A 21,610-nucleotide genomic window follows, 5' to 3' on the forward strand; every position below is an offset into this window, starting at 1 on the left:
GGCCAAAATCTAAATAGACCGCAAAGCCGCCAAAACCAAGGATTTGGCGGCTTTTTTCATTCCATCCCGGTTCGGGCTGGAACAGTGACAACCGGGGGTGTCACGGGGTACATTTGGGGGGATAACAGGGGGTATCTGAAGAAATACCCCCGCTCCTCCGAGGTGAACACATGCCGCTAACCAAACTGGAAATAGACCGAATCACACCGGGCGAAAAACAAGTCAAAGTCACGGATGGTCTAGGCCTTTACTTGCTGGTCATGCCCAATGGCGCAAAATACTGGCGCCTGAAATACCGTTTTGCAGGCAAGGAAAAGGTTCTTGCCCTGGGTGTTTATCCCGAAGTGTCGCTCAAGGAAGCGCGGCTGAAGCGAGATGAGGCACGCCGCCTGCTGACTCAGGGCGAAGACCCAGGCGAACAAAAAAAGAAGAACGCGCGCAAGCAGCTGATCGAGACATCCTCTACTTTCAAAGCCATCGCCCAGGAATGGTGGAACAAGATGTCTGCCGAATGGGCACCCACTCATGCGTCAGGGGTCTGGCGCTCACTGGAAATCCACCTTTTCCCCACGCTTGGCGACCGCCCGATCCGTGACATCAGCGCAATGGACTTGCTGCTCGTCCTGCAGTCCGTTGAAAAGCAGGGACTTCACGACACAGCAAACCGGCTCCGTGAACGCTGCAATGCCATATGGCGTAGAGCGGTCAAAACAGGCCGCGCCGCAGCCAACCCTGCAGCAGACCTTGCTGGCGAACTGATCACGCCCATCACAAAGCCACAGCCATCCTTAACGCGCGAGGAGTTGCCAGCCTTCCTGGCTGCCTTGGCCACCAACGAACACATCACGCTGCAAACCAAATACTTGATCAAGCTCGTTATGATCTGCTTCACCCGGATTGGTGAAACGGTCCAGGCGAAATGGGATGACTTCGATCTGGATAAAGCCATTTGGACCATCCCGCCGGAAACACGAAAGCTGAAGCGAGCGCTCAAAGCCGCCGCCGCGCCCCACATCGTCCCTCTTCCATCCCAAGCGGTAGATATCCTGAGGCAGTTGCATATGCACCGCGTAGAAGGAAATGATTTCGTCTTCCCCAGCTTCTTCTATCGCGGCCGGCACATGAGCAAGACCACACTGCTCAAGGCCTTCGAACGCATGGGGTATAGCGGCAAAAATACGGAGAATGGGCATGTCGTCACTCATGGTTTCCGTGCAACCGCCTCCACCATTCTGAATGAAGCCGGCTTCAACCCCGACGCCATCGAGCGGCAGCTGTCGCACAAGGAACCCAACCAAGTGCGGGCCGCCTACAATCGCGCTCAATACATGGAAGAGCGCCGGACCATGCTGCAAAGCTGGGCCGACTACCTCGACAAAGTCGAACAAGGGGGAGACACCACGCTGCTGGCTGCCATGCATGCATAGCGCGCATGAAAGCGCATGAATGCCGGCACCCTGCCAGCTGCCGCGAGCGGCACGCCTGGGGCGTTTGCGGGGCATTCGTGCGTGTGCATGATTTCCCGCACATGAAGCGCGGGGGCGAGGCGGGGCTTCGATGGCGCGCGCTGGGGGCTGGTAGGCTCCTGGCTGGGTTGCCACCCTCTTGGCCATGGTCTAATTTGAATTGGTACAAATTCAAGCGTAAGACCATGAGCCAACCCGCAATCCAACAGCTATCTGATCGCGTCGACTGGGCCTTGCAGGCATTGAAAAGCGGCCAGCCACGCCTGATCGATGCGAAGATACTGACGCGCGAGTTCCGCAACATTACGGTCAGCCAGACGACTGACCTCTTCCCCGCCGATCCGCACTTTGCCCAGCACCTCGCCGGCAGATTACATGTCATTCAAGAGCTGGAACATGCCCTGGACCAGCTGCATAGAATCGGCGTGGCGCAAGAAACCCGGCTGCGTGATATCCCATGCTTAGATACTGCGCTGCGTTACAGCCTGAACGCCATAGCCGCCAACCAGCCTGGAGGTATCTCATTCAGGTAGGCGATGCCCGCACATGCCAAAGGTGCGGGCAAAAACTTGCTGCACTGTCGGACAGCTGTCCAAATTAGATTTTGTTCATACAATCTGAGTTTTGCCTTGTTATCCATATGAAGCGAGTCATTCGGATAGGCGACCCCACTGACCATGGTGGAAGTGTGACGAGCGCCAGCAGCACAACAAGCATGTTCGGCAAGGCCGTGGCATTGGTAGGCGACAGCGTCAGTTGCCCAAAGCAAGGTCACGTGGGCTGTGTAATTGTGGAGGGCGACCCGTCGTGGACAATCGGCGGAAAAGGCGTAGCCCTCGAAGGTCACACTGTCAGTTGTGGCGCAAAGCTGATTTCGACCATGGGGGAAGTTGGCCGGGATTACGAGAGCAGCAAAGCGTCCTTCACTCTTCCTGCTATGCCATTGTTCCCGGTTCCTGGTGACACCACCGCAAAATACGGCCGCCGGTTTGTGCTGGCAGACTCTGAAACCGGCCGGCCGCTTGCGAATCGCACGTATACGGTTACACACCCGGATGGCAGAGTCGAAAACGGTACAACCGATGGCGACGGCTATACCCAGCCCATCGAAGCGGAAGAAGCAGGCGCAGTCTCAATTCATGCGGGTTTTATGGCCCCTGCGACTGACTTCGACAAGGAACATCTCGCATGACCAAAACCTACGAAACAAAAGCCCAATTGGTCCAGGCGGTCAACGGCACCATCCCAACCACGGTTATCACCATCAACGACCGAGCCGCCACGCGCGAAGCAATCATCACAGCCACCCGCCGCAAGGGCATGGACTTCGTGCCTCGGTCAGACTGGGCCGCTCACAAGAACCGTTCAGACAAGATGGTAGACGACTGGAACTACACGCAGATCGCCATTCACCACGCGGGCCGAAGCTTTTCATGCGGACCAGCAGCATTGCAGCTGCAGCAAATCCAAGAGATGCAGATGGACAAGCCGAAGGCTGCAGCTGACGATATTGGATACCATTACGCAATCGATTGCTTTGGCACTGTGTATGAAGGCCGCGACATCCGCTTCAAGGGGGAGCACGTCCACAAGTACAACACCGGCGTCATCGGCATTGTGCTGCTGGAGAATCTCACCACACCTGAAGAGGGCGGCGACACGGTAGCCAAGGCGCGAACAGCCCTCGAAGCCATCGGGATGAATCAGACACCGTCAGTTCCCGCAGCCCAAGGCGAGACGCTGGAAAAGTTCGTTTCGATCCTCAAGCAATACTTCAACATCGCAAAGCTGGGCGGCCACCGTGAATTCCCCGGCCAATTGGGCGAGGGCAAAATCTGTCCCGGTAACATCGGCCTGGCATTCGTTCACACGCTACGCGCCAAGACAGGCCTTGCGGCTCCCGGTTAAGCAGGAATTTGGATCAGCATGAAACTTAAAGTGAACAAGTATGTGTCTTTGGCCGTCTGCCTCGGAGTGGCGCTATTGGTCTGGCTGTACGCAGGTTACTTCAACTCCTATCTGGATGAAGAAGTGCAGACACACTTCTTTCTGAAGAAGCACCCGACGTTCCAGGTCAAGTTCTACGACATGTATGCAACCGAGGCAGACGACAAACCGTTCGATCTGCTGGCGCCAGATGAGCGCAAAGAATACTTCGAATATTGTCACGCCAGATTCGGGATAGAATCAGACAGCAATACAGAGCTGACAAGGTGCAAAAAAATTACACCACCCTACTTGAAATAGAGTCCGAGCATGCCCCAGCGTCGTCTTACAGAAGAGCAAACCAAGTGTATCCGAACTGAGCTACTTGCAGCAGGAGCAGATAAAATCGCTGTTGCTGAAAAGTGGGGAATATCCATTTCAACAGTTAATCGAATCATCGCGGGTATCAGTCCTTACAGTTACCAAGCAAGGGCAACCGAGTCTCTGGTTCTTAATATGAGTGGACCCGCCTACCAAAAACGGGAAATCAGAGCCGGCCCTCCTCTCGACTATGTTAGTGAAAAGCTTGAAAGAGCATTAACAAGCCTTCACTATCAAATATTGACAGCCAATCGTAACGAAACTCCTCACGAGCTGTTCACACCGTTCTATCACTCAATCAATGCATTTGTAGCTTTGCACTGCATGCTTGATGATTGGGGAAAGGACTTTCGAGGACTTGTAGAACAACTGATTGAGATGGATGCCAAACAATTCGCAGACTGGGTGGAACTAGTAGCCAGTACAGGCTCAGTTACAGGCCATGCGCAACAAGGAAAAGAGCCATCCGAAGACAGCTCCTTTTGAGGAAGAAAACTAAACCCCAGTCATCGCCAACTGGTAAGTATCAAAGTTAATCACCTCCTCGCCCAGCCAGTCGTTGACCTCCTGCAGCCGCAGTTGCAGCGGCTTGATCTCGTTTTCGTAGAACACGCCGGCCGCCTTGGGCGCGTCGCCAAAGCCGCCGACATTGCCGGGGATCACGCCCAAGAGCTGCGGCGGCACCCGGTGCGCGGCCAGCACGTCGTCGCGCGTCACGTTCTTGATGTTGAGGAATTCATCCTTCGCCGTCACTTCGCTGATCGGGAGCAGCTGCAATCCGTCCTTCTTGCCGTTGGGCGCGTACATGAACAGGTTGCGGAAGTTGCCCGGCCCTTTGCTGTCCTTCAACGCCTTGCGCAGGTTGTCGATGTCCTGCTCGTTGTTGGCGGCGTCGGTCATGTAGAGGATGAAACCGGCGTGCGAGCCGTTCAGATAATACTTGCGGCGGAACAGGGTAGCGGACTCATTCAGCCAGGCCGATTGCAGCGCGGCCAGGTATTCCGGCAGGCCGTACACCTCCTGATTGATGTCAGCATCCATCAAGTGCAGCACCCGGCCGGCCAGCAGCTGCTCTTGATCGAAACCCGGCACCCACCAGAACCCGGCCAGGTCTTTGGCCCGGCGCACATACTTGGCCCGCGCCGGCTTCAGCTCCATCACCCCGCCCAGCCGGTTGGTGATGGCCTGCAGGTAGGCATTGCCGAAAACCAGATAATCCATCAGCCAGGCCGAAAACGCCGACCGGCTCAGCAGCCTGTGCGGCTTGAAGGTGCTGACCAGCACATTGCGTTTCACCGTCAAGGCGCTGGCGTGGTGGACGTTGGCGCGCAGGCTACGCGCCAGGCCGTCCCAGCTCACCGGCGGCTCATACCAGCGGCCATTGTCCACGCATTGCAGATAGTCCATGAGTTCGCGCCGGTCCAGCACCGGCACCGGCTCGCCAAAGGAAAACGCCAGCGGCGTGCTGGCGGGCGCCGGCGGCGTCGCCGGCTGATGGGCAAGGTGGCGGCTACGCGCTTTGGCCATTAGAAAATCTCCATGAAACTGGTATTGGTGGAAGTCGCGCCCTCAAGCGGCTCGTGCGCCAGGGCGTGCATGGTGGCCCACGCCAAGTCGGCGTGGCTGGTTTCTTCGGAGCGGCCGGCGGCGAAGGTAACGCCGCGCCCGCTGGGGGTAGAGGTTTTCTTGATCGACAGGAAGGCGGCGGCGATGTCGTTGTGGCTGGCGTCAAACGCCAGCCGGCCGCTGTTGATCACGTCCAGCGCCTTCAGCACCAGACGGGTTTTCACTTCCACGCTGTAGCTGATCGCCACCGCGTCCGGCCGGAACTGCTTCACCAGCTGATAGACGCCCGTGCCCAGGCCGGAGGTGTCGATGCCGATGTATTCCACGTTGTAGCGCTGGGTTTGCTGGCGGATGAAATCGGCCTGCTTGGCAAAGTCCATGCCCTTGAACTGCGACCGCTCCAAGATGCGGAACTTGCCGCCCGGCACGGCCGGCGGCGCCAGCACCACCAACGCCGCGCTGTCGCCGGTGTGGCTGGGGTCATAGCCGAGCCAGACGGGGCGATGGCCAAACGGCCGCGCGGCGAAGGGCTTGAAGTCGTCCCACTCGGCCCAGGCGTCCACCATCGCCCGCTGCAGCGCGGCAAACGAAAACACGCTGGCGCCGTCGTCAATGAACTGGCACATGAACAGCTGCAGAAACTCTTCCGGGCTGTACTCCAGCCGCAGCTGGTCGATGTCGAACAGATCGCAGCCGCCGGCCAGGGCGTCGATGATGGTGACGATCTGGCGCCAGCGGCCATCCGGGCCGCGCACGCCGCCGGCCAGCGCCTGGTGCGACACGTCCAGCTTGATGTGCTCCGCCTTGGGCCGGCCGCGGTTGAAATGCTCGCCAGTCCATACCTTGAATCCCTCGTGGGACATGGCAGATGGCGTCGAGAAATAGGTTTGCCGGTACATCTTCTGGCTGGCCATGCCGCTGGCCAGCTTGCGCAGCTCCAGAAAGCGCGGAATCCAGAAATATTCATCCACATACAAATCACCATGGCGGCCCTGGGCGGTGCGGCTGTTCGTGCCCAGGAATGACAGCTCCGCGCCGTTGGGCAGCTTGATGACTTCGCCCTTCAGCTCTACGCCGGTGACGTTCTTCACGAAGTCGCAGATGTAACTACGGAACTGGAACGCCTGGGCCTTGGAAGCGGACAGGAAGATCTGATTGCGCCCGGTCTCCAGCGCGGTAATCAGCGCCTCATGGGCGAAATAGTAAGTGGCGCCGATCTGCCGGCTTTTGAGGATGTCGCGGATGCGCTCTTGCTGCCCTGCCCTGTACCAGTGCTTTTGATACTCGAACATGCCATCAAGGAAGGCCGCCACCAGCTGCGCCTGGTGCTCGTCGGTTATCGGGTTACGTTCCGGCTGGCGCTTAGGCTTGGCGTTGCGGTTGGCGAGGTTCGGGTTTAGGTCGGACTCTTTGCCGGTCTGGCTGTACTTGCCCACCCGCGCCAGGCGTTCTACCTGGCGGCCCAGCAAGTCGATTTCCTTGAAATCCTTCCCCTCCTTGTCCTCCTTCAAGATCAGCTGCTGCATCCGCGTTTCGATGGTGGAGGCGATGCGGTCGGCCGGATCGGAATCGTCCCAGGTATCGCGCCGCTTCCAGCTATGCACCGTCGCCGGCTTCACGCCCACATGCTCGGCAATGCGCGCCACGCGCCAGCCCTGCCAATACAAGGCGCGGGCCAGGCGGCGCGGGTCTAGGTCCAGCTCGGCGATAAGGGTTTGAGTATCCATGCCGGCAGTCTGCCGGCTTGTCCGGCGCACTTCTCCGACTGCCGGTTGTGCCCGCGCGCCATACAACAGCCACCGCTCGACCCCGCCCCGCGCGGCCCGGAATATGGGCGCATCGCCACGACAGACACCCCACCGAGGACCGCAAACAATGGCAAGCAAGGCAAAGAAATTCCGTGTCGCCACCGAAGGCGCCACCACCGACGGCCGCAACATCGAGCGCAGCTGGATTGAGCAAATGGCCGCCAACTACAACCCGAAAAAGTACGGCGCCCGCGTCAACCTGGAACACTTCAAGGGCTTGTTGCCCGATGGCCCGTTCAAGCGCTACGGCGATGTCACCGCCCTGAGCGCGGAGCAGGTGGAAGACGGCAAGCTGGCGCTGTTCGCCATCATCGACCCCACCGACGATCTGGTCGCCCTAAGCAAGGCCCGCCAGAAGGTTTACACCTCCATCGAGGTGGACACCAATTTCACCGACACCGGCGAAGCCTATCTGGTCGGCCTGGCCATCACCGACGACCCAGCCAGCCTTGGCTGCGAAATGCTGGAATTCAGCGCCAAGGCCAAGTCCAGCCCGCTGGCCGCCCGCAAGGAAAAGCCGGACAACCTGTTCACCGCCGCCATCGAATTCACCCTGGAACTGGAAGACGACAGCGCCGGCGCGCTGGCCGGCTTCAGCGACAAGATCAAGGGCGTGCTGGGCAAATTCTCCAAACGCCAGGCCGCCGATACCGCCGAGCTGTCCGCCGCCGTGCAAACCATCGCCGAAAGCCAAGCCCAGGTGCTGGAGCAATTCAGCGGCGTAGCCCGCGCCGATGACGTGGCGCAGCTGCGCCAGGAATACGGCCAGCTCAAAACCGCCCACAACGAGCTGGTGGCCAAACTGAGCAGCCAGCCCACTACCCCTGCGCGCACTACCGCCACCGGCGGCAATGCCGAAATCGTCACCGACTGCTGATCCCCCATACCCCGGAGCCACACCGCATGAAAACCGAAACCCGCAACGTCTTTACCCAACTGCTGGACCAGATCGCCCGCTTAAATGGCGTGACTACCGACGCAGTGAAAAACGCCTTCAGCGTGCAGCCGTCCATCCAGCAGAAGCTGGAAACCCGCATTCAGGAGTCGAGCGAATTCCTGTCGCGCATCAACGTTGTCGGCGTCGATGAACTGGAAGGCGAAAAGCTGGGCCTGGGCGTGTTCGGCACCATCGCCGGCCGCACCAAGGTGACGCCGACCAACCCGCGCCGCCCGCGCAATCTGACCGATCTGAACAGCCACAAATTCCGCTGCGAGTTCACCGAATTCGACACCGCCATCCCTTACGTCCAGTTGGACGCCTGGGCCAAATTCCCGGACTTCCAGACCAAGCTGCGCGACGTCATCGTCAAGCAGCAGGGGCTGGACCGCATGATGATCGGCTTCAACGGCATCAGCGTGGCGGAACAGACCAACCGCGAGAAATACCCGCTGCTGCAAGACGTCAACAAGGGCTGGCTGCAGCACTACCGCGAGAGAGCGCCGGAGCGCGTGATGGCGGAAGTGAAGAAGGGATCGGGCAAGGTGCTGATCGGTGAAATAGAAAAGGGCGGCGACTTCTACAACCTCGACGCGCTGGTGATGGACGCCGTGGCCGGCATGATCGACCCAACCCTAGCCGGCAACCCAGAGCTGGTGGTCATCCTGGGCCGCGACCTGCTGCATGACAAGTACTTCCCCATCGTCAACCAGGACAACAAGCCCAGCGAGCAACTGGCGGCCGATGTCGTCACCAGCCAGAAGCGCGTCGGCAACCTGCCGGCCGTCACCGTGCCCTTCTTCCCGGCCGGCGCGATGATGATCACCCCGCTGTCCAATCTCTCCATCTATTACCAGAACGGCAGCCGCCGCCGCCATCTGCGCGAAGAACCGGAATTCAACCAAGTCGCCAACTACGAGAGCAACAACGAAGCCTATGTGGTGGAGCGCTACGAGGCCGGCTGCCTGGTGGAAAACATCGAGCTGTTGCCGCCGCCGAAGGAAGAAAAGAAGGAAGGCAAAGCCGAATGAGCCACGCCCGCGCCCACTTCCTGCGGGCCAGCGCGGCCAGGGCTTCGGCCCTGGCCGTGGAAGATGGCCCGATCCACTGCACCGCCTACGAGCTGATGCTGGTCAAGCTGGCCGAAGACAAGCGCCGCTTGAAGCAAATCCAGTCTATGGAAGGCAAGGCGGCCGTCAAACGCGAAGTGCTGCCCGACTACGCCCCCTGGGTGGAAGGCGCGCTGGAAGGCGGGCGCGGCCAGCCTGACGACGTGCTGATGACGGTCATGACGTGGCGCATCGACGCCGGCGACTACAGCGGCGCGTTGGATATCGCCGAATACGCGCTGGCCCACGGCCTGCCGCTGCCGGACCAGTTCAGCCGCACCACGGCCACAGTCGTCGCCGAGGAAATCGCCGACGCCGCCAAGCGCGCCCGCGATGGCCAGCAGCCATTCGACCTGCACACGCTGACCTACGCCGCCGAGCTGACCGACAAGCACGATATGCCAGACCAAGTGCGCGCCAAGCTGCTCAAGGAAGCCGGGCTGATCCTGGCCGAGCAGGCGCCGGCCGCCGCGCTGGAACATCTGCGCCGCGCCCAGCAGCTGGACAACCGGGTCGGCGTCAAAAAGGACATCGAGCGCATCGAGCGCGCCATCAAGAACAGCGCCCCGCCGCCCGCCGGCGGCCAGGCGTAACCGAGCGACCCCGCGCGACTGACGGCAGGGGGTGGACGCCAGGCGCACGCCAACGGCCGAAGCCCCCTCCACCGTCACCCACAAGGACAGCGCCATGCAGATCAACAGTATCCACACCGTCAACGCCACGCCCACCAGCACGCCGGCGCCGGACGATGGCCAGCCCATCACGTCCAGCCGCTTCTGGCCGGACATCCTGCCCAGCCATTTCCGCGCCGCCATGCGCTACGACGGCACCGTCACCGCCGCCCGCCTGCGCGGCGCGCTGGTGGAAGCCATCGTCGCCGTCAATGGCGAGCTGGCCGGCTGGCGCATGGTCAAGATCGCTGGCGGCGCGCTGCGCCTGGCCGACATCGAGGCGGAACAGATCGACGGCGAATCGGTGCTGGTGCAGCGCTGGCGCCGCGCGGTGTACGCCACCGCGGCGGCGGACCTGGCTGAGCGCTATCGCTCGTTTGACGCCACCGGCGCGGCCCTCCAACGCGCGGAGGATTTGGACGACACCGCAGACCAGCTGCGCGCCGACGCCCGCGCCGCCCTCCGCGCGCTGATGGGCGTCGGCCGCTGCACGGTGGAGCTGATCTGATGCGCGCCCTCCGCGCCATGCAGGGCGACAGCGTAGACGCCATCGCTTGGCGCGTCTACGGCAAGACCCGCGGCGTGGTGGAACAGCTGCTGCAGCACAACCCAGGGCTGGCCGAGCATGGCCCGGTCCTGCCCAGCGGCACGCTGGTGAAGCTGCCGGACCTGCCGGCCGACCCGGCGCCCGCGCAAACCCTTATCAACCTATGGGACTAACACCATGGCAGAACCTGTAAGCAGTACCGCCACCACCGCCACGCTGGCCGCCGTCGCCGGCCTGGCCATGCTGCCCGGCATCGACGCCGCCGTGGTGCTCGGCGCTTTCGCCGGCGCGGCCGTGTTTGTGCTTAGTTCGGACAGCCTGAGCTTGGCCAAGCGTGCCGTGTTTTTCGTGGCCAGCTTCATCGCCGGCCTGGTGGCCGCCGCCGGTGTGGCCAGCCTGCTGGCGCGCTGGCTGCCCATCGACGCCAGCCCCGGCGTGGGCGCGCTGCTCGCCGCCGCCCTCGCCGTCAAGGTGCTGCTGTGGCTGATCCGGCTGGCCGACGATCCGGCCGCCGCCATGCGCGGCATGAAAGGGGGCGGCAAATGAACCTCGCCCACATCATCGTCGCCGGCCTGCTCGCCCTGGTGCTGCTGGCCTTCCAGCGCGGCAGCAGCCAGCACCGGCCATGGGCCAGCCTGCTCGCGTACCTGCTGATCGTCGCCGCCGGCGCGGTGGCCGTGCTGCGCCTGTTCGGCCGGCATGAGCTGGCCGACCTGCCGCAGCTGTTCATCAACCTGGCGCTGCTGCTGGCGCTGATCGCCCAGCGCGGCAACGTGGTGGAGTTGTTCCGCAATAGCGGCCCGCGCCAGTCGCGGCTGGCCATCCTGCTGAGGAAAGAGACATGGCTCTGATGAAGAAAGGCGCGCACGGCCTGGACGTGCAAGCGCTGCAGCAACGGCTCGCCGCCTTGGGCGCCAAGCTGGCCGTCGATGGCTGGTATGGCGACGCCACCGAAGCGGCCGTCGCGGATTTCCAGCGCCGCGCCGGCCTGGTGGTGGACGGCATCGCCGGCGGCAAAACCCTGGCCGCGCTGGCGGGCCAAGCCAGCCCGCGTCGCCAGCTGGGCGAAGCCGATCTGCAGGACGCCGCCGAGCGCCTGGGCGTCGCCGTGTCCGTGGTCAAGGCCATCAATGCGGTGGAGTCGCGCGGCAGCGGTTTCCTGGCCGACGGCCGCCCCGTCATTCTGCTGGAGCGCCACGTCGCCTATCAGCGCGCCGGCAAGCAGGCCAACAGCCTGGCCGCGCAATATCCCGCCCTCTGCAACCAGGCCCGCGGCGGCTATGCCGGCGGCGCGGCCGAGTGGGCGCGCTTTACCAGCTTGGCCATCATCGGCGGTGAACAACTGGCCATCGAGTCCTGCAGTTGGGGCGCGTTCCAGATCATGGGCTATCACTGGCAGCGGCTGGGCTATGTCGGGGCTTGCGAATGGCGCCTGGCTATGGAGTCCGGCGAGCCGGCCCAGCTCGACGCTTTCGTGCGCTTCATCCTGGCCGAGCCGGCTTTGCTAAAGGCACTGCAAGCCAAGAAATGGGCAGACGTGGCCCGGCTCTACAACGGCCCGGCCTACAAAGAAAACCTCTACGACGCCAAGCTGCAGGCCGCATATGAGCGGGCGGAAAGGCTGGCCGCATGATCGCCACGCTGATGCCATTTATCCGCCGCCTGCTGCTGAACCTGCTGCTCGCCGCCGCCCTGCTGGCTGGCTACACCCTGTGGCAGCAAAGCGGCCAACTGCAACGCCAGGCATCCAGCTTGTCCGCCGCGCTGCGCGACAGCGCCACGCTGGCTGAACGCAACCGCGCCCAGGCCGAACAGCTGGCCGCCCAGGACGCCGCCATCCAGCAGCAGCAAGCCGCCAACCGCGAGCTGGCCAGCCAGCTGTCTGCCCTGTCCCGTCAACACGCCGCCGCCGCGGCAAAACTGGAGGCCGCCTTCCATGCCACGCCTGCCGCTGCTGCCTGGGGTAGCGCTGTTATCCCTGATCCTGTTGCCCGCCTGCTCGACACCACCGGCCTATCCGCCGCGCCCGCTGCTAATCCAGACCTGCCCAGCGGTGACGGCCTGCGCCCTGCCGGCGCTGGCGCCGACCACCAACCAGCAGCTGGCCAACAGCTGGCAGCAACACCGGGCGGCGCTTGAAGCTTGCGCCGCGCAGATCCACCACATCATCCAATGCCAATCACGCCATGACTGATTTCTACGACCGCGCCCAGGAACTGGAGCAACGCCAGCGCGAAGAAGCCCTTGCCCGCCAGTTCGCCCACCTCACCCACGGCGCCAGCCTGAGCCATTGCGAAGACTGCGCCGAGCCGATACCGGAAGCGCGCCAGCGCATCGTTGCCGGCTGCACCCGCTGCGTGCAGTGCCAGGAAGATCATGAACAAGCCCGCTGACCTGCGCCGCGCCATCGAGGCCGCCTTGCCGGCGCTGCGCGACAACCCCGACCGCCTGATCATGCTGGTGGAGGATGGCGGCATCGTCACCGCGCCGGGCCGGCTGCATTTCGGCTACCGCTACACGCTGAAGCTGGTCATCACCGATTTCACCGGCCATCTGGACCAGCTCATCATCCCGCTGCGCGCCTGGATCGAGCAGAACGAGCCGCCGCTGGTGCAAAACCCGGAGCGGCTGGAGAAAGGTTTCCGCTTTGAGGTGGAATGGATCAGCGCCACGGCGGTGGATGTGCAGATCACCCTGCTGCTGTCCGAGGGTGTGCGGGTGGAAGTGGGCCAGGACGGCAACGTCACCGCCACCCACTACGGCGAATCGGCCGAACCGTTCGCCGGCGTCGAATACTGGACCATCACCGTGAAGGGCGAAACCGTCTATGACAATCGCCAGGCTTGAGTCCGAGCTGTCCGGCCTGCTGCACAAGGTGGCGCCGGCCGCGCGCCGCGCCCTGGCCCGCGACATCGGCCGCGCCCTGCGCCAAAGCCAGCAAAAGCGCATCGCCGCCCAGCAGAACCCGGACGGCAGCAGCTTCGCCCCGCGCAGGCCGCAATACCGCCAGCAAAAAGGCCGCATCCGCCGCCAGATGTTCGCCAAGCTGCGCACGGCCAAGTGGCTGAAGGTCGAAGCCAACGCTGGCGGCGTGGAAGTCGGTTTCCTGCGCCAGGTGGAGCGCATCGCCCGCGTCCACCAATACGGCCTGCGCGACCGCATCAGCCCGCACATCGCGCGCGACGTGGAATACCCGGCACGCGAGCTGCTAGGTTTAGCCGATGAAGACGTTGACGTCATCAACGATAAAGTGATTACTTTTCTTGCACTGTAGGGACATTTCAATAAAAAAACCTGCCGACAAAATCGACAGGCAGGTTTTATGAAAATACTATTTACAATGCATGATGTACAAACACTGTATGACTGGCACCACTTCCGCCACCAGATGGGCAGGCTCCACCGCTTGATCCCCACGCCCCACCTATAAGAGCTCCAGCCATTCCACCAAAGTAAGCACCAATCGCAGAGCCGCCAGGAAACGGAGAAAGAAAACCTAAGGCACCTCCAGCCAGCGCACCGGCTCCCATTGCGGCAGAGCCAGCACCAACAATTTGATTAGCACACTCACCTTGTGCACCAGAAACAATTTCAACTTCGTCAATGCTTAATTCAATCATTTCTTCCTCCGGGAAAATAAGCCAATAAATAAAACAATAATTGACGGAAGTAGTGTTTTTAAAAATACATATTTCACATCAATAGAATCTCCGACTGGAGAGTAGTAGCGCGCAACACCATAAAGCATTAATGAGAAAGATAACCATATAAGACAAAAAGAAAAAATAAGTATTGCTAGTTTTCTCATGACCAATTCCGCGCATTAAAAGTGTGCAAGCTTTATTTGCAATAAATCTACTAAGCAGTAGGGTAAATTAGAGGCCTCAATATATAATGCAATTTGAATAAAATCAAGCCACGCAACACAATTTAAACAATATTGCAAAACAATGACAAATAATTGCGGGATGTATCTATAAGATTTTGTACCGCCTTTACGTTCTCCCAACCCACCACACAACACCCACCGCGCGACACTCCGCGCCGGCCTGTGCAAACTGGCCGGCATGGATAACTTCGCCGACCTCTCCCGCCGCATCGAAAGCCTGATCCGCCTCGGCACCATTGCCGAGGTAGACCACGCCGCACGGCGCGTGCGCGTCCAGACCGGCGCGCTAACCAGCAACTGGTTGCCCTGGGGCGCCCGCCGCGCCGGCCAAACCCGCGACTGGAACCCGCCCACGGCGGGCGAGCAGGTGGTGCTGCTCTGCCCCAGCGGCGACCCGGCTGGCGGCGTGGCGCTGCTGGCCCTGTATTCCGACGCATTCGACGCGCCATCCAGCAGCCCGGACGAGCATCTGACCGTCTACCCGGACGGCGCCCGCATCCTCTACAACCACGCCACCGGCGCGCTGTCCGTCACCGGCATTCAAACCGCCCTGGTGCAAGCGGCGCAGCGCGTCACCGTGGATTGCCCGGAGTCCTTGTTTACCGGCAACGTCACCATCCAAGGCAAGCTGACCGTGCTGGGCGACGTGTTCGCCAAGGCCCGCGCCACCGTGTCCGGCCTGTTCAGCTACCTGGCCGGGATGTCCGGCTCCGGCGGTGCCGGCGGCGCCACCACCATCAGCGGCAGCATCACCCATAGCGGCGGCCAGCTGTCGTCCAATGGCGTGGTGCTGGACGGCCACACCCACCCGGACGCGCACGGCGGCAACACCGGAGGGCCGAACCGATGAACGTGCATGGCCTCAACCCCGCCACCGGCCGCAGCCTGAGCGGCGACGATCATCTGCGCCGCAGCATTGCCTGCATCCTCACCACGCCGCGCGGCTCGCGCCTGGCGCGCCGAACCTTCGGCTCGCTGCTGCCGGAGCTGATTGACCAGCCGCTGAATGGCAAAACCCGCATGCAGGCCATGGCCGCCAGCGTGATGGCGCTGGCCGAATGGGAGCCGCGCATCGAGCTGTCGCGTGTGCTGCTCAGCGTCGGCAGCGGCGACCAAGCCGGCCGCCTCACCATCGACATCGAAGCCAAGCGCCGCGACAGCGGACAGCCCTTGGCCTATTCCATCCCCGTGCGAGGCTGACCATGGCAATCGACCTCACCCGCCTGCCCGCGCCGGCCGTCATCGAGCCGCTGGACTACGAAACCCTGCTGGCCGAATACAAGGCCCAGCTGCTGCAACTGGCGCCGGCCGAACTGCGCGACAGTCTCGCCGCGGCGCTGCAACTGGAAAGCGAGTCGCTGACCCTGCTGCTGGAACTGGCCGCCTACCGCGACCTACTGCAGCGCCAGCGCATCAACGAGGCGGCCAAAGCCTCGCTGCTCGCATACGCGGAGAAAACCGACCTCGACAACCGCGCCGCCGACTACGGCGTGCAGCGCTTGCTGATCCAGCCGGCCAACCCGGACGCCAATCCGCCGACCGACGCCATATGGGAAAGTGAAGAGCGCCTGCGCTACCGCTGCCAGATGGCGTTGGAAGGGCTGGCCACCGCCGGGCCGCGCGGCGCGTACAAATTCCACGCGCTCAGCGCCTCGGCCGAGGTGGCCGACGTCGATATCGATACCCCGGCGGGTGGCCGCGTGCGCGTCTGGCTGCTGGGACAAAACGGCGCCGCCAGCCAGGCGCTATGCGACACCGTCGCCGCGGCGCTCAACGTAGAACGCATTCGGCCGCTGTGCGACACCGTGGAGGTGCGCGCCGCGCAGCCGCTGGCCTTCCAGATCGACGCCACGCTGATCTATCAGCCTGACGGCGAATCCATCAGCGGCGGCGTGGACGGCGCCCGCCAGCGCCTGGCCGCCATGCTGGCCGAGCGACGCAAGATCGGCGGCAGCGTGCCGCGCTCGGCGATAGACGCCGCGCTGCATGTGCCAGGCATCGACCGCGTCATCCTGGCCAGCCCGGCGGTGGATCTGCAATGCGGCGTCGGCCAATTCCCCGACTGCACCGCCATCAGGATAGCGCCATGAGTCGCCAGCTACTGCCACCCAACGCCACGCGGCTGGAAGCGGCGCTGGCCGATACGCTGCAAACCCATATCAACCCGTCGCCGCTGCGCGGCATCGCCGACAGCGCGCGCTGTCCGGACGCACTGCTGCCCTGGCTGGCATGGGAACGCAGCGTCGAGAACCTCAGCGCCGCCGCCACCGTGCCGCAGATGCGCGCGCTGATCCGCTCTTCCATCGAGGTGCATCGCCGCAAAGGCACGCTGGCCGCCGTGCGCCAAGTGTTCCGGGATCTCGACCTCGGCGAAGTGCGGATTGATGAAGGCAACAACCGCTATTTGGCTAACGGCGACATGGCAGCGGATGGGTTTTGCACCGCCGGCGACCCGGACGGCTGGGCCGAATACCGCGTGCGCATCGACAAGATGTTGGATGTGGACCAAGCCGCCGCCGCCCGCCGCGTCCTCAACGACATCGCCCCCGCGCGCTGCGTGCTGTGGGGTCTGGACTTCACCGGCGCCACGCTGATCGCCAACGGCTACGCCCAGGCAAATGGCAAATACACTGCAGGAGTAATCACCGCATGACAGCCCTACCCAATCCGCAAAAACCCGGCTGGCCATCCATCACCCAATACGAAGTGACGGAACGGCTGCTAGGCGGCCCCGGCGGCCCGCTTAACCGCGCGCCGGCCGAGTTGCTGGAACGAACAGAGTTTCTGAAAAAGCAGATCAACGACATCGTCTCAGGCGCCCTGGTGGCGGAATACGCCGACCGCCTCAAAACCCCGCGCAACATTGCCATGACCGGCGACGGCAGCTGGAGCGTCACCTTCGACGGCAACGGCAACGTCAGCGGCGCGCTGACGTTGGCCAGCAGCGGCGTGACGGCTGGCAGCTACGGCATGGTGACGGTGGACGCCAAGGGCCGCGTCACGGCAGGACGGCAGATGCAGGCGGTCGACGTGCCGGCGCTGGACTGGAGCAAGATAACCAGCGGCAAGCCCACCACATTGGCGGGCTACGGCATCACCGACGCGCAGCCGCTCAGCGCAGACCTGACGGCGCTGTCCGACCTCAAAGGCTCCGTAGGGCTGTACGTCAACACCGGCCCAGGCACTTGCGCAGCCCGCAGCCTGGCAGCGGGCCAGGGTGTGACCGTCAGCAATGGCGACGGCAAAAACGGCAACCCAACAGTGGCGCTCGCCAACAGCGGCGCGGCGGCTGGCAGCTACGGAATCGTGACCGTCGATACCATGGGCCGAGTCACCGCAGGCCGACAGATGCAGACAGCTGACGTGCCGGCGCTGGACTGGAGCAAGATTACGTCAGGCAAGCCGACCACGCTGGCGGGATATGGCATTCAAGACGGCCAAGTAGTTGGCGCCCTGCCTGATGGGGCTGACCTGGATAAGGCTGTAGTGAGTGGCTGTCACTACATCAGCAATCCGAAGAATGCGCCGGCCGGCGTGTCTTATGGCGTGTTGTCCGTCATGCGCGGGGCGGGTGATACGGTCATTCAGTTTGTTGCCGGCATTACGGGCCGGGTCTGGTTCCGTAACGGCAATCCGCAAGCCTCCGGAGGCGGCGGGAAATTTCAGAATTGGGAGAGCCTGGCAACGATAACGGATATTGAAAACATCAAGTCAGGCCGGGATGCCGTCGCCTACGCCAACAGCCTGAAAACCCCGCGCAACATCTCTATGACAGGCGACGGCAGCTGGAGCGTCGCATTCGATGGCAGTGGCAATGCCAGCGGGGCGTTGACGTTGGCAAACAGCGGCGTCAGCGCGGGCAGCTACGGCATGGTGACAGTGGACGCCAAAGGCCGCGTCACGGCTGGGCGACAGATGCAGGCGGCAGACGTGCCGGCGCTGGACTGGAGCAAGATCACATCCGGCAAGCCGACCACGCTGGACGGATATGGAATCGCGGACGCCATACCGCAAGCGGCGATGCCGGGCAGCGTGGGGTCGGAGAATATCTGGCAGCGCCTACCCAATGGTTCTGTTTTCTGCGCCGGCCGAGTCAATATTCCCGCGGGCGGTACGGTTACGGTGGCGCTGCCCATTTCGATGCGGACGGGTTTCGCGGCAATCATAGCCGTGCCAATGTCAGTATCCGCCAATGCGGGCGCCTATCCGTTTGGCGGGGCTGAGCCTATAGACATGAGCAGCATCAAAATCAAAAACCACTATACCTATTCATCCTTGGTATTCGCTTATTTAGTCTGGGGGGCATGATGTTCTATAGCGCCAAACTCAATGCTTTTTTCGATGATCCGGCTTATTACGGTCAATTGCCTGCCGACATCAAAGAAATACCAGATGACCTATACGCTAAAGTCATGACTGGTCGGTCCCCTGATGATGATGTTGTGCCTGGGCCAGACGGGCTTCCCATGTGTCAGCGGCGGGTGGGACTGGACAGACCATCATTGGGCGAGCAGCAAAAAGTAGATATGAAGATGTCAGAAGCCAATCAGAAAATACAGATTTTGGCCGACGCTATTAACTTGGGCATCGCTTCCCAGGAGGAAAAGCGCGATTACGATCTATGGCGAAAATATCGGGTTTTACTATCTAGAGTGCCTCAGCAGCCCGGCTTCCCCGCCAAGATCGACTGGCCCACGCCACCGGGAACTGATTGACGAAAGCCCCGCACGCGCGGGGCTTGTTCATTGCCGGCTATCAAGCGGCCTGTTGCTCGATCTGCTCCGCCTCATACCTCAGCGCCGCGGCGGCGCTGACAGCGAAGAAGTGGATCGACGGGTCTTCATGATGGCTGGCGAAGGTCTCGCCCAAGTGCGCCAGGCAGACGCAGAGGTTTTCTAGTGTCTCGCGCGGGTCATGGCCAATCAGGGGATTCAAGGTGTTGGCAACGGAACGATTGTGCATTTCTAACCTCATTTATTATTGAATTAGGCAATTAAATGCCAAGCCGTTATTTTTACGAAATTGTTACAGATTTGATATTGTCGTTTAAGCCAACCCGCTGCATAACCTCCGGCAAAAAAATGTGCGCTACCAGCAAGCGCGCATCCAGCCGCTTGCCCGCTTCAGATTTAAGCCCCAGTTTTCTATAGGCATTTTCGATATGGGCGCGGATGGTTCTTTCAGTGATGCCAAGCGCTTGCGCAGCATCGCGGTAACTGCGGCCAGCGGCGATAAGTAAAACTACGGACACTTCCGCGTCGGTTAAACGCCCCAACTGCTTCGCTTCCCTCTGCTGACGCCGCGCAGTTTCGGCCAGCAACTGCCGCAAATCCGCCGCCATCCTGGCGCGCAAATGTAGCGGCGCATCCGATTGCCCCACATCCGCCATCCAATTTAACAACGTGAGCATATCCGCTGAATCCGCCTTCTCCAGAAATCGCTGGATCAGATCGGAAGCGGGAACGGGCATAGACTCCTAAGCAAAATGCGGTCAAACACCATGCTAGGTTGTGCCGCCGGCTGATACAACAAGCACCGCTCGCGCCGGAATATCACGCGGGGCAACATGCTCAGAACCTCACCCGGAGACTGAGACATGCCCCAGGACTACCACCACGGCGTCCGCGTGCTGGAAATCAACACCGGCACGCGCCCCATTCGTACCATTTCCACCGCCGTCATCGGCATGGTCTGCACCGCGGACGATTCCGACCCGGCGGCCTTCCCGCTGGACGTCCCGGTCTTGCTGACCGACGTGCAAGCCGCCATCGGCAAGGCCGGCAGCAAAGGCACCCTGGCCGCCAGCCTGCAAGCCATCGCCGACAACGCCAGCCCGCTGGTGGTGGTGGTGCGCGTCAAAACCGGCAAGGACGCGGCGGAACAAAACAGCCTGATCATTGGCGCCACCACACCCGCCGGCCAAAACACCGGCCTGAAGGCGCTGCTCAGCGCCCAGCAGCGCGTCGGCGTGCGTCCGCGCATCCTGGGCGTGCCGGCGCTGGACACTCTGCCGGTGGCCACCGAGCTGGCCGCCCTCGCCGCCAAGCTGCGCGCCTTCGGCTACGTCAGCGCCAACGGCTGCAAAACCAAGGAAGATGCCGCCGCCTACCGCCAAAACTTTGGCCAACGCGAGCTGATGGTCATCTGGCCGGACTTCACCGCCTGGGATGGCGTGGCCAACAAGGACATGCCCGCCCCTGCCGTCGCCCGCGCGCTGGGCCTGCGCGCCATGCTGGACGAAACCCAGGGCTGGCATAAGACGCTGTCCAATGTGGTGGTGCAAGGCGTCACCGGCATCAGCCAGGATGTTTACTGGGACTTGCAGAACCCGGCCACCGACGCTGGCTTCCTCAACGAAAAATCCATCACCACCCTGATCCGCCGCGACGGCTTCCGCTTTTGGGGCAGCCGGACTTGCAGCGACGATCCGCTGTTCGCGTTCGAGTCCTACACCCGCACCGCCCAGGTGCTGGCCGACACCCTGGCGGAAGCGCATATGTGGGCCATGGATAAGCCGCTCACGCCCACGCTGGTGAAAGACATCGTGGACGGCGTCAACGCCAAGGGCCGCGAGCTGGTGACCAATGGCTATCTGCTGGGCTTTACCTGCTGGTACGACGCCACCGTCAACGACAAGGACACGCTCAAGACCGGCAAGCTGGCCATCGACTACGACTACACCCCCATTCCGCCGCTGGAAAACCTGATGCTGCGCCAACGCATCACCGACCGTTACCTGATCGACTTCGCGTCCAAGGTCAACGGCTAACAGGAGACAACCATGGCCGCACTGCCGCGCACCCTGCGCAAATTCAACCTGTTCAACGATGGCATGTCCTTCATTGCCGAATGCCTGTCGGTCAAACTGCCGGCGCTCAAGATGAAAACCGAGGACTACACCGGCGCCGGCATGATCGGCCCGGTGGCACTGCTCAAGGGCGTAGAAAAGCTGGAGATGGAACACACCTACAACGGCCCCATCCCGGAAATCATCGCCACCTTCGGCGCGGAAAAGCACGACGCCGCCAAGCTGCGATGGATGGGCAGCTACGCCAACGAAGCCACCGGCGAAAGCCACGCCGTGGAAATCGTCGCCGCCGGCCGCCACAACGAGCTGGACTCCGGCGACGCCAAAGCCGGCGAGAACGGCGAGTTCAAGGTTAAGACCGACCTGACCTACCTGAAATGGATCATGGACGGCAAAGAGCTGATCGAAATCGACATCGTCAACGACGTGTTCAAGGTGGCCGGCCAAGACCGCATGGCCCAGCACCGCGCCAACGTCGGCCTGTAACCCCCATTTCTAGGAA

General features: G+C 62.1%; 32 protein-coding genes. 26 read left to right on the forward strand and 6 right to left on the reverse strand.

Features of this window, described 5'->3' with window-relative positions; genetic code table 11:
* Positions 1–170: 170 nt before the first annotated feature.
* The 6 genes from C2134_RS18220 to C2134_RS21350 all read left to right on the forward strand — a co-directional run bounded on the left by C2134_RS18220 (position 171) and on the right by C2134_RS21350 (position 4,259).
* The gene (locus tag C2134_RS18220; RefSeq protein ID WP_103321514.1) at positions 171–1,427 is read left to right on the forward strand and encodes a tyrosine-type recombinase/integrase; all 1,257 of its coding nucleotides are present in this window, start codon (positions 171–173) and stop codon (positions 1,425–1,427) included.
* Between the two features lie 224 nt (positions 1,428–1,651).
* Positions 1,652–1,999, forward strand: coding sequence for a hypothetical protein (locus C2134_RS18225; protein WP_081573647.1), 348 nt, complete (start codon positions 1,652–1,654; stop codon positions 1,997–1,999).
* 107 nt (positions 2,000–2,106) lie between these two features.
* The gene (locus C2134_RS18230) at positions 2,107–2,658 is read left to right on the forward strand and encodes a PAAR domain-containing protein (protein WP_103321516.1); all 552 of its coding nucleotides are present in this window, start codon (positions 2,107–2,109) and stop codon (positions 2,656–2,658) included.
* A complete protein-coding gene (locus C2134_RS18235; RefSeq protein ID WP_103321517.1) occupies positions 2,655–3,374 on the forward strand; it encodes a peptidoglycan recognition protein family protein in 720 nt (239 codons plus the stop codon). The genes C2134_RS18230 and C2134_RS18235 overlap by 4 nt, the downstream gene beginning before the upstream one ends.
* Positions 3,375–3,392: 18 nt before the next feature.
* Positions 3,393–3,713 (forward strand): hypothetical protein, encoded by a 321-nt coding sequence (locus C2134_RS18240; protein ID WP_103321518.1) that lies wholly within the window; start codon positions 3,393–3,395, stop codon positions 3,711–3,713.
* 9 nt (positions 3,714–3,722) lie between these two features.
* Positions 3,723–4,259, forward strand: a complete 537-nt coding sequence (locus tag C2134_RS21350) for a helix-turn-helix domain-containing protein (RefSeq protein ID WP_146042205.1) — start codon at positions 3,723–3,725, stop codon at positions 4,257–4,259.
* A gap of 9 nt (positions 4,260–4,268) precedes the next feature.
* Here C2134_RS21350 and C2134_RS18245 read toward each other — a convergent pair whose 3' ends face one another.
* On the reverse strand, positions 4,269–5,300 hold the full coding sequence (locus C2134_RS18245; RefSeq protein ID WP_103321519.1) for a phage portal protein: 1,032 nt from the start codon (positions 5,298–5,300) through the stop codon (positions 4,269–4,271).
* On the reverse strand, positions 5,300–7,066 hold the full coding sequence (locus C2134_RS18250; protein WP_103321520.1) for a terminase ATPase subunit family protein: 1,767 nt from the start codon (positions 7,064–7,066) through the stop codon (positions 5,300–5,302). The genes C2134_RS18245 and C2134_RS18250 overlap by 1 nt, the downstream gene beginning before the upstream one ends.
* Before the next feature lie 148 nt (positions 7,067–7,214).
* Here C2134_RS18250 and C2134_RS18255 point away from each other — a divergent pair, with 148 nt between their 5' ends.
* The 8 genes from C2134_RS18255 (at position 7,215) to C2134_RS18290 (ending at position 12,044) form a co-directional block, all read left to right on the forward strand.
* Entirely contained in the window at positions 7,215–8,024 is an 810-nt protein-coding gene (locus tag C2134_RS18255) for a GPO family capsid scaffolding protein (RefSeq protein WP_103321521.1), read from the forward strand.
* 26 nt (positions 8,025–8,050) lie between these two features.
* A complete protein-coding gene (locus tag C2134_RS18260) occupies positions 8,051–9,115 on the forward strand; it encodes a phage major capsid protein, P2 family (protein WP_103321522.1) in 1,065 nt (354 codons plus the stop codon).
* A complete protein-coding gene (locus tag C2134_RS18265; protein ID WP_103321523.1) occupies positions 9,112–9,786 on the forward strand; it encodes a phage terminase small subunit in 675 nt (224 codons plus the stop codon). The genes C2134_RS18260 and C2134_RS18265 overlap by 4 nt, the downstream gene beginning before the upstream one ends.
* 94 nt (positions 9,787–9,880) lie before the next feature.
* A complete protein-coding gene (locus C2134_RS18270) occupies positions 9,881–10,372 on the forward strand; it encodes a head completion/stabilization protein (protein WP_103321524.1) in 492 nt (163 codons plus the stop codon).
* A complete protein-coding gene (locus tag C2134_RS18275) occupies positions 10,372–10,584 on the forward strand; it encodes a tail protein X (protein WP_103321525.1) in 213 nt (70 codons plus the stop codon). The genes C2134_RS18270 and C2134_RS18275 overlap by 1 nt, the downstream gene beginning before the upstream one ends.
* 4 nt (positions 10,585–10,588) lie before the next feature.
* Complete coding sequence (locus C2134_RS18280; protein ID WP_103321526.1) at positions 10,589–10,957, forward strand: putative holin; 369 nt, start codon at positions 10,589–10,591, stop codon at positions 10,955–10,957.
* On the forward strand, positions 10,954–11,262 hold the full coding sequence (locus C2134_RS18285; protein WP_103321527.1) for a phage holin family protein: 309 nt from the start codon (positions 10,954–10,956) through the stop codon (positions 11,260–11,262). Before C2134_RS18280 ends, C2134_RS18285 begins: the two co-directional genes overlap by 4 nt.
* Positions 11,253–12,044 carry an N-acetylmuramidase domain-containing protein gene (locus C2134_RS18290; protein WP_103321528.1) on the forward strand — a complete coding sequence of 264 codons (792 nt, stop codon included), beginning with the start codon at positions 11,253–11,255 and terminating at the stop codon, positions 12,042–12,044. Before C2134_RS18285 ends, C2134_RS18290 begins: the two co-directional genes overlap by 10 nt.
* On the opposite strand, the gene C2134_RS22180 is transcribed toward C2134_RS18290, so the two are convergent.
* Positions 11,990–12,349, reverse strand: coding sequence for a hypothetical protein (locus tag C2134_RS22180; protein WP_369406788.1), 360 nt, complete (start codon positions 12,347–12,349; stop codon positions 11,990–11,992). The two genes, C2134_RS18290 and C2134_RS22180, sit on opposite strands and share 55 nt — an antisense overlap.
* On the opposite strand from C2134_RS22180, the gene lysC reads away from it, so the two are divergent.
* The 4 genes from lysC to C2134_RS18310 are packed head-to-tail and all read left to right on the forward strand — an operon-like array spanning position 12,348 to position 13,685.
* A complete protein-coding gene (lysC, locus tag C2134_RS22185) occupies positions 12,348–12,605 on the forward strand; it encodes an Rz1-like lysis system protein LysC (protein WP_369406789.1) in 258 nt (85 codons plus the stop codon). The two genes, C2134_RS22180 and lysC, sit on opposite strands and share 2 nt — an antisense overlap.
* On the forward strand, positions 12,598–12,804 hold the full coding sequence (locus C2134_RS18300; RefSeq protein WP_081571648.1) for a TraR/DksA family transcriptional regulator: 207 nt from the start codon (positions 12,598–12,600) through the stop codon (positions 12,802–12,804). The genes lysC and C2134_RS18300 overlap by 8 nt, the downstream gene beginning before the upstream one ends.
* Positions 12,788–13,258, forward strand: a complete 471-nt coding sequence (locus tag C2134_RS18305; protein WP_103321530.1) for a phage tail protein — start codon at positions 12,788–12,790, stop codon at positions 13,256–13,258. The genes C2134_RS18300 and C2134_RS18305 overlap by 17 nt, the downstream gene beginning before the upstream one ends.
* Complete coding sequence (locus tag C2134_RS18310; protein WP_103321531.1) at positions 13,239–13,685, forward strand: phage virion morphogenesis protein; 447 nt, start codon at positions 13,239–13,241, stop codon at positions 13,683–13,685. Before C2134_RS18305 ends, C2134_RS18310 begins: the two co-directional genes overlap by 20 nt.
* Before the next feature lie 61 nt (positions 13,686–13,746).
* On the opposite strand, the gene C2134_RS21355 is transcribed toward C2134_RS18310, so the two are convergent.
* Positions 13,747–14,031, reverse strand: a complete 285-nt coding sequence (locus C2134_RS21355) for a hypothetical protein (RefSeq protein WP_146042206.1) — start codon at positions 14,029–14,031, stop codon at positions 13,747–13,749.
* 447 nt (positions 14,032–14,478) lie between these two features.
* Between C2134_RS21355 and C2134_RS18315 the strand changes: the two genes are divergently transcribed.
* Genes C2134_RS18315 through C2134_RS18340 form a run of 6 tightly spaced genes read left to right on the forward strand, consistent with a single transcriptional unit; the run spans position 14,479 to position 19,015 of the window.
* Entirely contained in the window at positions 14,479–15,150 is a 672-nt protein-coding gene (locus C2134_RS18315) for a phage baseplate assembly protein V (protein WP_103321532.1), read from the forward strand.
* Complete coding sequence (locus C2134_RS18320; protein WP_103321533.1) at positions 15,147–15,500, forward strand: GPW/gp25 family protein; 354 nt, start codon at positions 15,147–15,149, stop codon at positions 15,498–15,500. Before C2134_RS18315 ends, C2134_RS18320 begins: the two co-directional genes overlap by 4 nt.
* Before the next feature lie 2 nt (positions 15,501–15,502).
* A complete protein-coding gene (locus C2134_RS18325) occupies positions 15,503–16,390 on the forward strand; it encodes a baseplate assembly protein (RefSeq protein WP_103321534.1) in 888 nt (295 codons plus the stop codon).
* A complete protein-coding gene (locus C2134_RS18330) occupies positions 16,387–16,953 on the forward strand; it encodes a phage tail protein I (protein WP_103321535.1) in 567 nt (188 codons plus the stop codon). Before C2134_RS18325 ends, C2134_RS18330 begins: the two co-directional genes overlap by 4 nt.
* Entirely contained in the window at positions 16,950–18,608 is a 1,659-nt protein-coding gene (locus tag C2134_RS18335; protein ID WP_103321536.1) for a pyocin knob domain-containing protein, read from the forward strand. Before C2134_RS18330 ends, C2134_RS18335 begins: the two co-directional genes overlap by 4 nt.
* Positions 18,605–19,015, forward strand: a complete 411-nt coding sequence (locus C2134_RS18340; protein WP_103321537.1) for a tail fiber assembly protein — start codon at positions 18,605–18,607, stop codon at positions 19,013–19,015. Before C2134_RS18335 ends, C2134_RS18340 begins: the two co-directional genes overlap by 4 nt.
* 40 nt (positions 19,016–19,055) lie before the next feature.
* On the opposite strand, the gene C2134_RS18345 is transcribed toward C2134_RS18340, so the two are convergent.
* Both C2134_RS18345 and C2134_RS18350 read right to left on the reverse strand, forming a co-directional pair.
* The gene (locus C2134_RS18345; protein ID WP_103321538.1) at positions 19,056–19,262 is read right to left on the reverse strand and encodes a hypothetical protein; all 207 of its coding nucleotides are present in this window, start codon (positions 19,260–19,262) and stop codon (positions 19,056–19,058) included.
* 52 nt (positions 19,263–19,314) lie between these two features.
* A complete protein-coding gene (locus C2134_RS18350; RefSeq protein ID WP_103321539.1) occupies positions 19,315–19,770 on the reverse strand; it encodes a helix-turn-helix domain-containing protein in 456 nt (151 codons plus the stop codon).
* 126 nt (positions 19,771–19,896) lie between these two features.
* Between C2134_RS18350 and C2134_RS18355 the strand changes: the two genes are divergently transcribed.
* Together C2134_RS18355 and C2134_RS18360 are read left to right on the forward strand one after the other, a co-directional pair.
* Positions 19,897–21,069 (forward strand): phage tail sheath protein, encoded by a 1,173-nt coding sequence (locus C2134_RS18355; protein ID WP_103321540.1) that lies wholly within the window; start codon positions 19,897–19,899, stop codon positions 21,067–21,069.
* Between the two features lie 12 nt (positions 21,070–21,081).
* Positions 21,082–21,594 carry a phage major tail tube protein gene (locus tag C2134_RS18360; RefSeq protein WP_081571661.1) on the forward strand — a complete coding sequence of 171 codons (513 nt, stop codon included), beginning with the start codon at positions 21,082–21,084 and terminating at the stop codon, positions 21,592–21,594.
* Positions 21,595–21,610: the final 16 nt, after the last annotated feature.

The sequence above is a fragment of the Chromobacterium sinusclupearum genome (assembly GCF_002902845.1).
GTDB lineage: Bacteria > Pseudomonadota > Gammaproteobacteria > Burkholderiales > Chromobacteriaceae > Chromobacterium > Chromobacterium sinusclupearum.

Excerpts from the sequence above, each read along its gene's own strand:
- C2134_RS18320 (WP_103321533.1), top strand. The coding sequence starts at position 15,147 with ATGAACGTGCATGGCCTCAACCCCGCCACCGGCCGCAGCCTGAGCGGC.
- C2134_RS18280 (WP_103321526.1), top strand. The coding sequence starts at position 10,589 with ATGGCAGAACCTGTAAGCAGTACCGCCACCACCGCCACGCTGGCCGCC.
- C2134_RS18220 (WP_103321514.1), top strand. The coding sequence starts at position 171 with ATGCCGCTAACCAAACTGGAAATAGACCGAATCACACCGGGCGAAAAA.
- C2134_RS18330 (WP_103321535.1), top strand. The coding sequence starts at position 16,387 with ATGAGTCGCCAGCTACTGCCACCCAACGCCACGCGGCTGGAAGCGGCG.
- C2134_RS18230 (WP_103321516.1), top strand. The coding sequence starts at position 2,107 with ATGAAGCGAGTCATTCGGATAGGCGACCCCACTGACCATGGTGGAAGT.
- C2134_RS18225 (WP_081573647.1), top strand. The coding sequence starts at position 1,652 with ATGAGCCAACCCGCAATCCAACAGCTATCTGATCGCGTCGACTGGGCC.
- C2134_RS18235 (WP_103321517.1), top strand. The coding sequence starts at position 2,655 with ATGACCAAAACCTACGAAACAAAAGCCCAATTGGTCCAGGCGGTCAAC.
- C2134_RS18310 (WP_103321531.1), top strand. The coding sequence starts at position 13,239 with ATGACAATCGCCAGGCTTGAGTCCGAGCTGTCCGGCCTGCTGCACAAG.
- C2134_RS18275 (WP_103321525.1), top strand. The coding sequence starts at position 10,372 with ATGCGCGCCCTCCGCGCCATGCAGGGCGACAGCGTAGACGCCATCGCT.
- C2134_RS18285 (WP_103321527.1), top strand. The coding sequence starts at position 10,954 with ATGAACCTCGCCCACATCATCGTCGCCGGCCTGCTCGCCCTGGTGCTG.
- C2134_RS18325 (WP_103321534.1), top strand. The coding sequence starts at position 15,503 with ATGGCAATCGACCTCACCCGCCTGCCCGCGCCGGCCGTCATCGAGCCG.
- C2134_RS18340 (WP_103321537.1), top strand. The coding sequence starts at position 18,605 with ATGATGTTCTATAGCGCCAAACTCAATGCTTTTTTCGATGATCCGGCT.
- C2134_RS18305 (WP_103321530.1), top strand. The coding sequence starts at position 12,788 with ATGAACAAGCCCGCTGACCTGCGCCGCGCCATCGAGGCCGCCTTGCCG.
- C2134_RS18265 (WP_103321523.1), top strand. The coding sequence starts at position 9,112 with ATGAGCCACGCCCGCGCCCACTTCCTGCGGGCCAGCGCGGCCAGGGCT.
- C2134_RS18300 (WP_081571648.1), top strand. The coding sequence starts at position 12,598 with ATGACTGATTTCTACGACCGCGCCCAGGAACTGGAGCAACGCCAGCGC.
- C2134_RS18250 (WP_103321520.1), bottom strand. The coding sequence starts at position 7,066 with ATGGATACTCAAACCCTTATCGCCGAGCTGGACCTAGACCCGCGCCGC.
- C2134_RS18240 (WP_103321518.1), top strand. The coding sequence starts at position 3,393 with ATGAAACTTAAAGTGAACAAGTATGTGTCTTTGGCCGTCTGCCTCGGA.
- C2134_RS18360 (WP_081571661.1), top strand. The coding sequence starts at position 21,082 with ATGGCCGCACTGCCGCGCACCCTGCGCAAATTCAACCTGTTCAACGAT.
- C2134_RS18355 (WP_103321540.1), top strand. The coding sequence starts at position 19,897 with ATGCCCCAGGACTACCACCACGGCGTCCGCGTGCTGGAAATCAACACC.
- C2134_RS18245 (WP_103321519.1), bottom strand. The coding sequence starts at position 5,300 with ATGGCCAAAGCGCGTAGCCGCCACCTTGCCCATCAGCCGGCGACGCCG.
- C2134_RS18270 (WP_103321524.1), top strand. The coding sequence starts at position 9,881 with ATGCAGATCAACAGTATCCACACCGTCAACGCCACGCCCACCAGCACG.
- C2134_RS18350 (WP_103321539.1), bottom strand. The coding sequence starts at position 19,770 with ATGCCCGTTCCCGCTTCCGATCTGATCCAGCGATTTCTGGAGAAGGCG.
- C2134_RS18290 (WP_103321528.1), top strand. The coding sequence starts at position 11,253 with ATGGCTCTGATGAAGAAAGGCGCGCACGGCCTGGACGTGCAAGCGCTG.
- C2134_RS18315 (WP_103321532.1), top strand. The coding sequence starts at position 14,479 with ATGGATAACTTCGCCGACCTCTCCCGCCGCATCGAAAGCCTGATCCGC.
- C2134_RS18255 (WP_103321521.1), top strand. The coding sequence starts at position 7,215 with ATGGCAAGCAAGGCAAAGAAATTCCGTGTCGCCACCGAAGGCGCCACC.
- C2134_RS21355 (WP_146042206.1), bottom strand. The coding sequence starts at position 14,031 with ATGATTGAATTAAGCATTGACGAAGTTGAAATTGTTTCTGGTGCACAA.
- lysC (WP_369406789.1), top strand. The coding sequence starts at position 12,348 with ATGCCACGCCTGCCGCTGCTGCCTGGGGTAGCGCTGTTATCCCTGATC.
- C2134_RS18335 (WP_103321536.1), top strand. The coding sequence starts at position 16,950 with ATGACAGCCCTACCCAATCCGCAAAAACCCGGCTGGCCATCCATCACC.
- C2134_RS21350 (WP_146042205.1), top strand. The coding sequence starts at position 3,723 with ATGCCCCAGCGTCGTCTTACAGAAGAGCAAACCAAGTGTATCCGAACT.
- C2134_RS22180 (WP_369406788.1), bottom strand. The coding sequence starts at position 12,349 with ATGGAAGGCGGCCTCCAGTTTTGCCGCGGCGGCGGCGTGTTGACGGGA.
- C2134_RS18345 (WP_103321538.1), bottom strand. The coding sequence starts at position 19,262 with ATGCACAATCGTTCCGTTGCCAACACCTTGAATCCCCTGATTGGCCAT.
- C2134_RS18260 (WP_103321522.1), top strand. The coding sequence starts at position 8,051 with ATGAAAACCGAAACCCGCAACGTCTTTACCCAACTGCTGGACCAGATC.